This is a genomic window from Pantoea sp. y20 (genome assembly GCF_054903455.1).
The window spans coordinates 211,508-224,915 of sequence record NZ_CM142816.1 but is presented as its reverse complement, the minus strand read 5'-3'; the positions used below and the strand labels follow the sequence as shown (position 1 = coordinate 224,915).

The window sequence follows — 13,408 nt, the reverse complement described above, 5'->3', positions numbered from 1 at the left end:
TTTGTTGCGGGTTAGAACAGATCGTTGAGCGTCACGCCCACGCCGAAGCGCGTCTGGCGATGGTTATAGTCGATCAATGATTCACCATAACCGCTGAAGACCTGCGTGTAAAAGCGCACGTGTTCAGAGATCGGGTAGCTCCAGGCGAAGGTTGCACCGCCAAAGCCGCTGTTCCAGTTGTAGTTACCTTCCACGCTGAAAATGTTCTCGCCCATCATGTAGCCGAGCTTGGCGCGGTAGTAACCCATGTATTTGGTGATGTCCGGGTTATCGTCATTGCTTTCACTTTCAGGCAGACGATACCAGGGTTTGATCTCTGCGAGCAGATTGCCGTTCTGCGCCATGAAGCGCGCGTAAACGCGGTTCCAGCTGCGTGAGGTCGGCTCGCTGCGGCCGTTCGACTGATGCACTAAGCCGGTTTCCACATCGCGTAAGGTCCAGCCTGCGAAAGTGTAATCGGTGGCCCAGCCGAGGAAAATTTGTGGCTCATAATCGGTTTCACGGAACGGTGATGACGCACCCCGGTTCGAGAGCTGCCACCACGAGCGCTGAGTATAAGACGCCGCCAGCACCGAGTTATCGCCTAAAATGCCGCGCCACAGCGGAAACGCCAGGCTGAGCTGGAATTTTACTTCATCATTTTTAGCTTTGTCTGCCCAGTTGTACGAAGAGATCGCCTCTTTGTTCATGTCAGTGGTGTAGGTGTAGAGCAGATAGTTGTTTTCATAAGGATAAAGCACGAACGGGTTATCGTGTTTCTCCAGCAGGTTAGCGATAATGCTGCCCTTCACTGCCGGTGCATCATGAACCTCTTTTATCGTGGCTTCTTCAGCCTGCGCCAGGCCAGGAAGGATCAGCGCCGCGGCCAGCAAGGCGTAATGCTTACGCATAGAATTCTCCAGAGAACTGCGTGTCGTAATCGTCAAGTGACGGTTCAAAAAGCAGGCCATTCTACACGCAAAACCTGCGGTTGATCAGCGCCGATTTCCGAAACTGGAAAGCGGCTCGAACGCGGCATAATATACACAACTCGTTAACATTTTAAGGCAGGCATTATGTCATCCCCGTTGCTGACACAGCAGGAAGCGCGTCGTCTGATTGGCGAAATCTTTGTTTATCACATGCCCTTCAATCAGGCGCTCGGATTAGAGCTGGATCGACTGGAAGCGGATTATGCCGAACTCGGCTTCGCCAATAAAACCATGCTGGTCGGCAACGCAGCGCAGCAGATTCTGCACGGCGGCGTGATCGCTTCAGTGCTCGATGTCGCGGCCGGGCTGGTGTGTGTCAGCTATGCGCTGACGCGTCAGGAGAGCATTACCGAGGAAGAGCTGCGTCAGCGCCTGTCGCGCATGGGCACCATCGATATGCGCGTGGATTATCTGCGCCCTGGCCGTGGCGAGCGCTTTGTCGCCACCAGCAGCCTGCTGCGCGGCGGCAACAAAGTTGCTGTGGCGCGCGTGGAGTTACATAACCAGCAAGGCGATTACATCGCCACCGCTACCGCCACCTACATGATTGGCTAATCAGTACTTTTGGAATGACATGATGGATTCGCAACAAACTCGCCAGGGTATTGGCTACGCGCTCGGCGCTTACTTCATTTGGGGCATCGCCCCCGCCTACTTCAAGCTGGTCAAAGAGGTACCCGCCACCGAGATCATGACGCATCGCGTGATTTGGTCCGCACTGTTTATGCTGCTGTTGATCACTTTGACGCGCAGCTGGGCGCAGGTACGTAGCGTACTGGCTCAGCCGAAAAAGGTGCTGCTGCTGGCGCTGACCGCCATCACCATTGGCGGCAACTGGCTGCTGTTTATCTGGGCAGTGAACAATCAGCACATGCTGGAAGCCAGCCTCGGCTACTTTATCAACCCGCTGATTAATGTGGTGTTTGGCATGCTGTTCCTGCGCGAACGCTTCCGCCGCTTGCAGTGGCTGGCGGTACTGCTGGCGACCACCGGCGTGCTGGTGCAGCTGTGGCAGTTTGGATCGCTGCCGATTATCGGGCTTGGCCTGGCGTTGAGTTTTGCTTTGTACGGATTGGTGCGCAAAAAAATTCAGGTCGATGCGCAAAGTGGCATGTTGATCGAAACGCTGTGGCTATTCCCGCTGGCGGCGATTTACCTGTTTGGTTTTGCCGATAGCGCCACCAGCCATCTCAGCGCCAACGCCATGAGCCTCAATCTCAAGCTGGTCGCGGCGGGCATTATCACCACCATTCCGCTGATGTTTTTTGCAGCCGCCTGCGCGCGTCTGCGCTTATCGACCGTCGGTTTCTTCCAGTATCTGGGTCCGACGCTGATGTTCCTGCTGGCGGTGCTGTTCTACGGCGAGCGCCTGACGCCGGATAAAATGGTGACCTTCGGCTTTATCTGGCTGGCGCTCGCCGTGTTCATTATTGATGCGGTTGCGTTCTCAGCTCGGGCGCGCATGCGCGTAGCGTGAGATAAAACGCGCCAGCGCCGGGCCGGTAAGCAAAATGGTGAACAGACGCAGCGTCTGCAGCGCCATGACAAAAGCCATATCGACCCGCGTGCCGGCCGCAATAATCGCCACGGTATCCAGCCCGCCCGGGCTGGTTGCCAGATAGGCGGTCATCAGATCAACGTGTAGCGCGCGCGTTAGCATCCAGGCTAATCCGCCACACAACAGCATTAAACCAAAAATCGACAGCAACATTTGCGGCAGCGTTCGCAGCGCAAGTTTGAAAATCGGCCGTGTGAAACGCAATCCCACGCTCCAGCCAATCAGTGCATAGGCTAGCGCCAGCAGCCATTCCGGAACCTGCAAAGTCGCCACATCGGTGCCGTGCAATATCGCACCGATCAGCGCGGGTAGCAGCAAGGCACCAGAGGGAATTCGCAGCCTCTGGCCGAGCCACGCACCAGCGACCATCACCAGCAGCGTCAGCAGAAAGCTGCTGTGCAGCGCAGGAAACCACACCAGTTCAGCTGCACCGCCGTGGGTGCCGAGGCCAATGCGCGCCACCACCGCCGCAGCGGTGGCGACAAACAGCACGCGCAGATACTGCATAAACGCCACCAGCCGCACATCCGCCCCGAAATCACCGGCCATCGCCACCATCGCCGAAGCGCCGCCAGGCGACGATCCCCATGCGCCGGTTGGGCCGGGCAAACTACTGAAGCGTACCAGGAGAAAACCGGACAAGCCGCTGGCCGCCAACGTCAGCACCAGCACCGCCAACACCACCGGCCAATCCTGAATCAGCGGTGTGAGAATGCCCGGCGATAAGCTCTGGCCAATCATGCAGCCAAGCACCGCTTGTGCCAGCACGAAGAAACGTTTATCGATGCGAACAGTCGCGCCGGACAAGCCCATAAAGGTGCCGACGATCATCGGGCCAAGCAGCAAGGCCGCAGGAAGATGGAACAGCTGGAGGATAATCCCCAGCACTAACGAAGCAATCAGCAGCAGTGTCCACTGAAGTCGCAATGAGAAGCGCGCCATAGGGTGGAAATCATTGATTTAAGAAGAGAGCCAACAGATTACGCTCCCCTCGTCATAATTCAAGTCGCAGCTACGTTGGCTGCCTTTATTCACCCCAGTCACTTACTTTAGTAAGCTCCTGGGATTCACAAACTTGCCGCCTTGCTGCAACTCGAATTGTTTAGAGGGGAGTAAGAAGGGTTAAAGCCAGTTCTTGCGTTTGAAATAGAGGTACGGCGCCAGGCCAGCGAGAATCATCAGGCTAATCGCGCCCGGATAACCAAAGCTCCATTTCAACTCCGGCATAAACTCGAAGTTCATGCCGTAGCTGGATGCCACCAGCGTGGGCGGCAGGAATACCACCGAAACCACCGAGAAGATCTTGATGATGCGGTTCTGCTCAATATTGATGAAGCCCATTGCCGCCTGCATCAGGAAGTTGACCTTCTGGAACAGCGATTCGTTATGCGGCAACAGCGATTCGATATCGCGCAGGATTTCACGCGCCTGCTCCAGCTGGTTGCCCGGCAGACGCGCTTTACGCACCAGGAAGTTGAGGGCACGCTGGGTATCCATCAGACATAACCGCACTTTCCAGCCGATATCTTCCAGCTCCGCCAGACGTGACAGCGCCTGATCGTACTCTTCGCCCTGCTGGCCTTCCATGATCACGCGGCTGAGTTTCTCCAGCGCGCTATAGATGTTCTCGATCTCATCCGCCAGCTGTTCGATTTTGGTCTCAAACAAATCCAGCAGCAGCTCATAGGCGTTGCCATCGGTCAGCATCTGATTGCGCGCACGCATGCGATAGAGACGGAAAGCTGGCAGTTCGCGTTCGCGCAGCGTATACAGGCGATCTTCGCGGATGGTGAATGCCACGGTGGAGTTGCCAGCGTGGTCTTCGGCATCTTCAAAGAAGAAGAAGGAGTGAATGTGCAGGCCGTCTTCGTCTTCGAAGAAACGCGCCGAGGCTTCGATGTCTTCCAGCTCCGGACGCGTCGCCAGGCTCTGGCCGAGCTCGCATTGCACGCGATCGCGTTCGCTGTCGTCAGGTTCGATCAGATCGACCCAAACAGACGTGTTGAGTTTGTCGTTATCTTCTTCCAGCTCGATGCGCGTCAGGCGATTACGATCGAGTTTAAATGCGCTCAGCATAGCAATAACTCCCCATTTTTTCGGAATGGGACAAGGCGGTGACCACTGTAAATTACGGGCACGGCGAAGCCTGAACACGGAAACTTTCGCTTCAAGGGTAAATCAGTGCTAACTCACGCGACGAGAGTAAAAAAGGGAGGTCGCTGTTAACCGCTAAGGCTACCAGCTAAAAGAGGTAACCTTAGGAGTTCCTGTTAAACAGGTGATTGAGCCAGCATCGACTGGGCGCGTCCAAGGCATTGTCCTCTCATGATAATAGTGCGCGCATGTTACGCTGAGACGAAAAAGTCGTCAAGGTAGCGCAACCGCGCTACACCGTTTCCAGACGGGCGTAAGCCGCCACCAGCCACTTGATGCCCTGGCCCTGAAACGCCACTTGCAAACGGCTGTGTTCACCGCTGCCTTCGAGGTTGATGATGGTGCCTTCACCGAACTTGGCATGACGCACGCGCTGGCCGAGCGTGAAGCCGCTGTCATTTTGCGCGATGGGCGTGCCCATGCGCTGATGGCTCACCGGACGGCTGACGCTGGCGCGCAAACGCACCTCTTCCACGCACTCTTCCGGCAGCTCACCGATGAAGCGTGATGGACGGTGATACACTTCCTTACCATAAAGACGACGGCTTTCAGCATAGGTGAGCGTCAGCTTGACCATGGCACGCGTCACGCCAACGTAAGCCAGACGGCGCTCCTCTTCCAGACGACCGCCTTCATCCAGCGACATCTGGCTCGGGAACATGCCCTCTTCCATGCCGACGATAAATACCTGGCTGAACTCCAGCCCTTTCGCCGAGTGCATGGTCATCAGCTGCACCGCGTCCTGCCATTTGTCGGCCTGGCCTTCGCCTGCCTCCAGCGCCGCATGCGACAAGAACGCCTGCAGCGGCATCAAATCTTCGTCTTCGTCCTGATAGCTGAACTGGCGCGTTGCCGTGACCAGTTCCTCAAGGTTTTCTATACGCGCCTGGCCTTTCTCACCCTTCTCCTGCTCGTACATCACCCATAAACCGGAGTCTTTAATTACGCGATCGGTTTGCACATGCAGCGGCATCTCGGCGGTTTCGCTGGCCAGTGAATCGACCAACTCGCAGAAGCGTTGTAACGCCGACGCGGCGCGTCCGGCTAAGGCTTTGTTCTGCAACAGCTCGCGCGTGGCCTGCCACAAGGTGAGTTGCTGATCGCGCGCGGTCTGGCGCACCACATCGAGGGTACGATCGCCGACGCCGCGCACCGGCGTGTTCACCACACGCTCAAAGGCTGCATCGTCGTTGCGATTGGCCATTAAACGCAGATAGGCCAGCGCATCTTTAATCTCCTGACGCTCGAAGAAGCGCATGCCGCCATAAATGCGATACGGCATGCTGCCTTGCAACAGCGCCTCTTCCAGCACGCGCGATTGGGCGTTGCTGCGGTAGAGAATGGCGCAATCCTGCAGCGCATTGCCGTTCTCGTGCCAGCTTTTGATGCGATTGACCACAAAGCGCGCTTCATCCAGCTCGTTGAATGCGCAGTAGAGTGAGATCTTTTCACCATCGCTGCCGTCGGTCCACAGCTCTTTACCGAGGCGGCCATTGTTGTTGGCGATCAGCGTGTTCGCCGCTTTCAGAATGTTGTTGGTCGAGCGATAGTTCTGCTCCAGGCGAATGGTTTCCGCGCCGGGAAAATCCTGCAGGAAGCGCTGGATGTTCTCCACCTGCGCACCGCGCCAGCCGTAAATCGACTGATCGTCATCGCCGACGATAATCACGCGGCCGCTATCACCCGCCAGCATGCGAATCCATGCGTACTGAATATTGTTGGTATCCTGGAATTCATCCACCAGCACGTTGCTGAAACGCTCGCGGTAATGATTCAGGATATGCGGCTTGTTCAGCCACAGTTCGTGGGCGCGCAGCAGCAGCTCGGCGAAATCCACTAATCCGGCGCGATCGCAGGCTTCCTGATACGCCTGATAGATGCGCAGCCAGGTTTGCTCAACCGGATTGCCGTAGCTTTCGATGTGTTTTGGCCTCAGGCCTTCATCTTTTTTGCCGTTGATGTACCACATGCCCTGACGCGCAGGCCACTGTTTCTCATCAAGGTTCATCGCTTTGATCAGGCGCTTCAGCAGACGCAGCTGATCGTCGCTGTCGAGGATCTGGAAATCCTGCGGCAAGCCGGCATCAAGGTGATGCGCGCGCAGTAAACGGTGCGCCAGGCCGTGGAAAGTGCCAATCCACATGCCGCCCTGGCTGGTGCCGATCAGCTGATCGATACGATGGCGCATTTCCGCCGCCGCTTTGTTGGTAAAGGTCACCGCCATAATTGAATACGGCGAGCAGTTCTCTACCGACAGCAGCCAGGCGATGCGATGCACCAGCACACGGGTTTTGCCACTGCCTGCTCCGGCCAGCACCAGCAGGTTGCTGCGCGGTGCGGCGACCGCCTCGCGCTGTTTGTCATTCAAGCCGTCAAGCAGATCAGAAACGTCCATAAGCACCGTTCGCGAAAGAAAATGAACTCAAATCCACACTGCTGCGGATAGAGCTGTATATATTTACATGTGTGGATTATAGCAGCGAGGTCAGAGATGCCAACCGATCAATTTCAACATGCGGCAGCAAACGCGCATCGTCAATCTTCATCAGATTGCCTTCACGTAGATTGATCCAGCAGGCTTGCATGCCGGCACGCAGCGAACCGGCCACATCGGTGGTGAGATCGTCGCCGACGTGCAGAATGTGCTGCGGTGCGATGTTCAAACGCTCAGCGGCCAGATGATACATATCCTGCCACGGCTTGGCGCGACCGTGCGGACCGGCACGCAGCGCGAACTGGAAGTGGTGATGGATGCCGAGCTTTTCCGGACAGGCATTGCCGTTAGTGATCGCCACCAGCGGCACGCGCTCGCTCAGCCACGTCAGCGTTTGATGCGTCTCTTCCGGCATATCGACTTCACTACGCCACTGATGGAAGACGCTCATCACGTCGCTGGCACCGGCGGTGGCTTCCGCTTTGGATAAGCCGACATTGAGCAGCGCCAGCTCCACCGAGCGACGACGCCATTCAGACACGTCGTGATAAATTTCCGGCTCGCGCGCCAGCAACTCATTGCGCAGCGCCTGATAATCCGCCGGGGTGAATTCTCGCAGCGCCGGATGATACGCCTGCAGCGCAGCGTGCGATTCGGCAGTGGTTTTGCGGATGACGGGATGGTTGTCATACAGCGTGTCGTCGAGATCAAAGGTGATTGCTTTGATTGGGCCGAGCGGACGATAAAACTTCATTAAGACTTTCCTCGTTTGGCACGCGGATGGGCCGCATCGTAAACCGTCGCCAGATGCTGGAAATCCAGATGGGTGTAGATTTGCGTGGTCGCCAGATTGGCGTGACCGAGCAGTTCCTGTACCGCGCGCAGATCGCCGCTCGATTCCAGCAAATGCGTGGCAAAAGAGTGGCGCAGTTTATGCGGATGAATATGGCTGGCAACGCCTTGCTTGATGCCCCATTCGGCAAAACGCTTCTGCACGTTGCGCGTCGAAATCCGGCTGCCGCGGCTGGAGACAAACACCGCATCATCCTGCGGCGCAAAGCTAGCACGCAGCGGTAACCAGTGCTGAATCCAGGTAACCGCCGTGCCGCCAATCGGTACGCGGCGCTCTTTGCTGCCTTTACCCAGCACCCGCACTTCACCCGCCTCCAAATCCATGTGGCGACAATCCATATTCACCAGCTCAGACAGACGCAAACCGCCGCCGTACATGGTTTCCAGCATCGCGCGGTCGCGTACCGCCAGCGGATCGTTGAGATCGATCTCCAGCAGTTGGTTAACTTCGTCGACATCCATGTTTTTCGGCAGATGGCGCGCATTACGCGGCGTGGAGATGCCTTTAGCGGGATTGGCGCTCAACATGCCCTGATGCACTTGCCAGTCGAGAAAACTGCGCAGCGCCGACATGCGCAGCGCCAGACTGCTGGCGCCTAAACCGCCCCGCCGGCTGCGTGCCGCCAGGCTGCGCACCTGCGCCGGTTCCAGCTGCGACCAGCTCGTCAGCTTCATCTCATCGGCCATTGCCATAATCGCCTGCAATTGCCGTTGGTAATTCTTTTGCGTCAGCGGACTCAGCTGGCGCTCGACCTTGAGATAACGCAGAAAGTCATCCACGGCCGGCAGCAGCGGACTGACGTGACTCATGCGCGTTCAATCCAGCGTGACAGCAGATCCGGCAACATTTGCGCCAGATGCTGCAGCAGCAGCGTGCCCATGCCCGCCTGATAATGCTGATTATCGCGGCTGGTGAACATTAATATGCCCAGCTCGCCGCGTTCGCCCATCAGCGACATCGCTACCGAGCCAATCGCTTTGGCCTGCGGCAACAGCAGTAGCAATTCCGGACCGTTCAGGCTGCCGAGATAGTGATGTTCATTGCCGAAGCGCTGAATGCGCAGCGGTTCGAATGCCTGACGTGACAAGCCGAGCTGGGTGAAATCAGAGGGTGCGCCGATGTGCCACTTGTCATTGAACACGCGTACGTGTGCGCCGGCCAGACCCAGTTCGCGCGCCCAGCGGTGCAGACGCGTTAGCATCTCTTGCAAGCTGTCGGCGGCGGCGAGATGACCTTGTAGCGCCAGCAGGCGATCAAACAGCTGATGGTTGGCGGTAGCCTGCTCCATCAGCAGCGTGATCTCCTCTTCTAACTGCTGGATGTGGTTGCGCTGCCGCGCCATATGCCACTCCACCAGCGAAACGCTGCCGCGTACCGGATGCGGCACCATCATCTGTTCAACCTGGCGCGCATTGCGAATAAAAAAATCGGGGTTTTGACGCAGAAATGCGCTTACCGATTGATCGTCCAGCAAAACCTCGCTTTCGGTTTGCTCTTCGACATTTTTCATAGATGAATAAACCCATCGTAGACGTGTGTGGCTGGACCGGTCATAAACAGCGGCTGCCCTTCCCCTTTCCAGGCAATGTGCAGCGTTCCGCCCGGCAAATCGACGCGGACATTTTCCGCCAGAATGCCCTGCTGAACGCCGCAGGCGACCGCCGCGCAGGCGCCGCTGCCGCATGCCTGGGTTTCGCCTGCACCACGTTCATACACGCGCAGACGGATGTGTTCACGATTGACCACTTCCATAAAGCCGACATTGACGCGCTCCGGGAATCGCTCGTGGCTTTCCAGCTCTGGGCCCAGCGTTTCCACCGGCGCGGTTTTCACGCTTTCTACCTGAATCACGCAGTGCGGATTACCCATCGATACCGCACCAAACATCACGGTTTGCTCGGCCACCCGCTGCAAATAAAGGTTCTCTGCTTTATTCGCGCGGAGCGGCACGCTTTGCGGTTCGAAGTTGGGTTGACCCATATTGACGCGCACCAGCTCATCATTGGTAACGCTGAGCACCATGCGGCCGGTTTGCGTGCTGACACGAATGTCGCTTTTATTGGTCAAACCTTTCAGACGCACAAAGCGGGCAAAGCAGCGTGCGCCGTTGCCGCACTGCGCGACTTCGCTGCCATCAGCGTTGAAAATGCGGTAATGGAAATCGAGATCCGGATCGTAAGGCGGTTCAACGATCAGTAGCTGATCAAAACCGATCCCCAGATTTCTGTCCGCCAGGCGGCGAATCAGTTCCGGCGAAAAAAAGACGTTTTGCGTCACAGCATCCACAACCATAAAGTCGTTGCCGAGACCGTGCATTTTTGAGAACTGCATTTTCTGCTCCGCCGGATTACTCATAGAGTTTAGTTGGCCTGCGAACCAGGCTTGCTGGTGACCAAACCACCGACATCAGCATCCTGAGCCGCTTTTTGCTGCTGCGCGGTGACCTGCTGTTTCGGCTTGTTTGGCTGATCTTTCGGCGGGAAATACAGCGGTCCTTTTAGGCCACAGCCTACCAGGCTGACCAGTGCCAGCGCCATACCCAGCTGACTCATCACTCGTATCATTCTGTCTGCTCTTCTGTCCTAAAGCCATGGTTGCTTATCATCGCAGTTGACGTTGTAAAAGCAACAGGAAATAGCCGCATTTCCTGCGGCAGGTCAGAGTAACAGCGCATCCCGCCGCGCGAACGCGGGCGGGATCAATGCATTTGATAGCGCGGCTGGAAGTCGCCGTTGTCGTTGTCAGGCTGGGTAGCGCAGAGCTGCGTCAGCGTTTGGCTGCGGAAAGGAATCACCTGGAAACGTTCGCCAGTGTTCACAATCTGGTAGAACTGCGGCAGGTTAAAGTTGATAAAGCTGGAGCCGTAAGTAAAACGGTCATGCGACGAGGAATAGAATCGACTCACGTCGCGCACCAGCTCCTCTTTACTGCCTTCGCAATGGTGATAAACCTCAACGCGATTGGTTTCGTCGAGGATATAGATGTTGAAGCCGCGATCGTCATTAGTATCTTCAAAGAAGAACTGAATGATGCCTTCGCTGGCGTAGCCGTTCACCACCGGCGGCAACGGCGTCTGGTTCGATTCCACTTTAATCGACAAACCATGCAGCTTGTTGTTAGAAATCGCGCCATAAAATTCCACGGCGTTTTCCAGCTTCTGCACCGACACGCTCATGCGTTCGAAGAATAAGCCCCAGGTTTGGCCCGCCATGCGTAACGCTTTAAAGCGGCCCGGTTCCTGACGCGTGCTCGACAGACGCAGCTCAATGCATTCCGAAACCAGCTGCTGCACGCGAGTACGAATTAAACCGCGCAGATGCTGGCTGTAGCAGAATACTTCCACCGTATCCGGCGGCGCAGCATCCTGATGCATTTTGCCGAGAATGGTTTTCAGCGCCTCAATCATCGCCTGCTCGCCATTGAAGTGCAGCGTACGCACTTCATTCCACGAGTTGCGATAGAGCAGATCGATGCTGCCAATCAAACATTGCTGCTGCTGACCGAAGCTGAACACATCCAGCTTACGGAAATCAAAATGCACCACCTGATTGCGGAATGCGGAGGTAGGATCGTGTTCCAGGTTAACGATAATCGCTAAGTGACGAATTTCGCACGGGCTGTAGAGCGCTTTCGGCGTCGGTGCTGGCACGCGCAGCGGGAAGTGGCTCGACACATCGTTAACCAGTTCCTGCAGACGCGGCAGATCGCACAGATCGTTGCCCTTCATATGCAGACGCGTTTTGCTGGTCAGCAAACCGTTAAACCACGCCCACGCCACCAGCTTGTTCAGATAGCGATTATATTCCAGCGGCTGATGGCTGATGATAGAACTCATGTCTGGCGATTGGTTATACAGATACCAACCGGCGCGATTAGCGCGGCCCGCCGGGACATGAATAAAGGTAAGATTCTCTTCCGAGAGATCGGGCGAAATCTGTGGGTTCACTAAAGTGACTTTACCCGGCAGCGCCTCGAACGCGGCATACAGTTTACGCGTCAGCACGCCGATATCCTGCGGGCTGGCGCTGACGCTTAAATTGTTGCGACGCGCAAAGCGAATCAGGTTGCGATAGCTCTGCATCATCGCATCCAGCAGCTCGTTGTGCGCTTCGCGTACCCGTTCGATTTTCCACTGCGCGCGGTTATCCAGTACCGCTAACTTCTCTTCATCCCAGCCCCACTCTTTAACCAGCTGCGATAAGATCTCGCGCCGCCAGCCGGTGCGCTGATGATGGTGATCTTCGCTCGAGAGCTTTTCACACACTTTTAAATAGAAACATCGACGCACTAAATCGAGGCGCGCCATGTCATCAACGCTGGTGAGATAGCGCGTCACGCGCTCCAGCATCATGCAGTAAGGATCGAGACCGAAGGAGACAATTTCGCCGTCGTGCAGGCGCTGCTTGATGTCCATCGACAAGAGCTGCGTGTCGGGATATTCCCAGCTGTAGGCTTCCAGCAGCAGGGTTTTCAGCACCGCTTTATACGGCGAGTCGATACTTTTATACAGCTGCCACAAGCTGGCACCGAAGTACTCTTCCGCCGACAGCGTGCCAAGGCCGCCGAGATCCAGCCACTCATTCGGCGTCAGTACGCCTTGTGAATAGAGCGACATGACGTAATCGTCGTAATGATGCTCCTCTTCGCCAGGCACCATATTCCACAGGATGCGTTTACCCGCCATACGCACGGCGGTACGGTAGAACTCATCCAGCAGCAAAATATGTTGGGTAGAACCGCAGTCTTCACCGCCGAGGCTACCGCTTTCGTTATGGCGGAAACGGTTCTCGTCAATCAGGAAGAAGCTGACTTCCACACCCATCGACACACACCATTTCTGCAACAGCGTACACTTACGCTGCAGATTAAGGCGCTCTTCATTATCCAGCCACGATTGGTGGCATACCCAGATGTCGAGGTCGGAAATGCTGTTTTGCCCAACCGACGAGGTGCTGCCCATTGAGTAAATGCCGGTAATTGGACGTTCGCCCGCGACGGCGGCGGTGAGATCGAGCGGTTGTCCGCCCGCTAGGTTCTGCAGCAGCTGGAATTGATTTTCATCGGGCGTGTAAAGGCAGACGCCATGCGGAACGCTACCTTCGAGGTAGCCCGGCATCAGCGGATGATGGTAATGCAATAATGTTGGCAGCAGACTGTAGACTTGCTGGAAAGCAGGCCCCATGGCAGCCAGTGCGCGATCTACACGCAGCTGGTTAATCGCATCCAGTCTCTGTTTCAGTGTCTCAATGTAGAGGTACAAGACGTTTCGCCTGATTGTCCCAGTGTTAAGCACCCTGTTTCCGCATTCTGCCGCTTAATAATAAAGATATCGGGCAAATAATTGCTGGAAACGTGATCAATCTAACACCCGGAGGATTGACCGTAAAGAAAGTTGCGCTACTTAACAGTTTAGCATGTTCCGACCGTAGCCCTGCTTT

Annotated in this window: 12 protein-coding genes; 2 read left to right on the top strand and 10 right to left on the bottom strand. The window is 56.3% G+C overall.

The genetic code is table 11. The features are described 5' to 3' along the window. Positions 1 to 11 precede the first annotated feature (11 nt). Complete coding sequence (pldA, locus tag ACYAC5_RS01025) at positions 12 to 890, bottom strand: phospholipase A (protein ID WP_008105781.1); 879 nt, start codon at positions 888 to 890, stop codon at positions 12 to 14. 165 nt (positions 891 to 1,055) lie between these two features. Here pldA and ACYAC5_RS01020 point away from each other — a divergent pair, with 165 nt between their 5' ends. Together ACYAC5_RS01020 and rarD are read left to right on the top strand one after the other, a co-directional pair. Beyond that, positions 1,056 to 1,526 carry a thioesterase family protein gene (locus ACYAC5_RS01020; protein ID WP_101763750.1) on the top strand — a complete coding sequence of 157 codons (471 nt, stop codon included), beginning with the start codon at positions 1,056 to 1,058 and terminating at the stop codon, positions 1,524 to 1,526. Between the two features lie 22 nt (positions 1,527 to 1,548). Beyond that, complete coding sequence (gene rarD, locus ACYAC5_RS01015) at positions 1,549 to 2,448, top strand: EamA family transporter RarD (protein ID WP_192236906.1); 900 nt, start codon at positions 1,549 to 1,551, stop codon at positions 2,446 to 2,448. Here the strand turns inward: rarD and ACYAC5_RS01010 are convergent. From ACYAC5_RS01010 to ACYAC5_RS00970, 9 genes are all read right to left on the bottom strand, one after another. Then, positions 2,419 to 3,471 carry an AbrB family transcriptional regulator gene (locus tag ACYAC5_RS01010; RefSeq protein WP_462062263.1) on the bottom strand — a complete coding sequence of 351 codons (1,053 nt, stop codon included), beginning with the start codon at positions 3,469 to 3,471 and terminating at the stop codon, positions 2,419 to 2,421. The genes rarD and ACYAC5_RS01010 overlap by 30 nt on opposite strands. Positions 3,472 to 3,651: 180 nt before the next feature. Continuing rightward, complete coding sequence (corA, locus tag ACYAC5_RS01005; protein WP_008105777.1) at positions 3,652 to 4,605, bottom strand: magnesium/cobalt transporter CorA; 954 nt, start codon at positions 4,603 to 4,605, stop codon at positions 3,652 to 3,654. A gap of 310 nt (positions 4,606 to 4,915) precedes the next feature. After that, positions 4,916 to 7,078, bottom strand: coding sequence for a DNA helicase II (gene uvrD, locus ACYAC5_RS01000; protein WP_101763753.1), 2,163 nt, complete (start codon positions 7,076 to 7,078; stop codon positions 4,916 to 4,918). A 76-nt stretch (positions 7,079 to 7,154) separates the two neighbouring features. Continuing rightward, complete coding sequence (gene yigB / locus ACYAC5_RS00995; protein WP_462062261.1) at positions 7,155 to 7,871, bottom strand: 5-amino-6-(5-phospho-D-ribitylamino)uracil phosphatase YigB; 717 nt, start codon at positions 7,869 to 7,871, stop codon at positions 7,155 to 7,157. Next, positions 7,871 to 8,779 (bottom strand): tyrosine recombinase XerC, encoded by a 909-nt coding sequence (gene xerC, locus ACYAC5_RS00990; RefSeq protein ID WP_222234955.1) that lies wholly within the window; start codon positions 8,777 to 8,779, stop codon positions 7,871 to 7,873. Before xerC ends, yigB begins: the two co-directional genes overlap by 1 nt. Beyond that, positions 8,776 to 9,480, bottom strand: a complete 705-nt coding sequence (locus ACYAC5_RS00985) for a DUF484 domain-containing protein (RefSeq protein WP_101763756.1) — start codon at positions 9,478 to 9,480, stop codon at positions 8,776 to 8,778. Before ACYAC5_RS00985 ends, xerC begins: the two co-directional genes overlap by 4 nt. Beyond that, positions 9,477 to 10,301 (bottom strand): diaminopimelate epimerase, encoded by an 825-nt coding sequence (gene dapF / locus ACYAC5_RS00980; RefSeq protein WP_110867946.1) that lies wholly within the window; start codon positions 10,299 to 10,301, stop codon positions 9,477 to 9,479. The genes ACYAC5_RS00985 and dapF overlap by 4 nt, the downstream gene beginning before the upstream one ends. Positions 10,302 to 10,330: 29 nt before the next feature. Then, complete coding sequence (lptM, locus tag ACYAC5_RS00975; protein ID WP_101763757.1) at positions 10,331 to 10,534, bottom strand: LPS translocon maturation chaperone LptM; 204 nt, start codon at positions 10,532 to 10,534, stop codon at positions 10,331 to 10,333. A gap of 134 nt (positions 10,535 to 10,668) precedes the next feature. Further along, a complete protein-coding gene (locus ACYAC5_RS00970; RefSeq protein WP_101763758.1) occupies positions 10,669 to 13,230 on the bottom strand; it encodes a class I adenylate cyclase in 2,562 nt (853 codons plus the stop codon). Between the last annotated feature and the right edge of the window lie 178 nt (positions 13,231 to 13,408).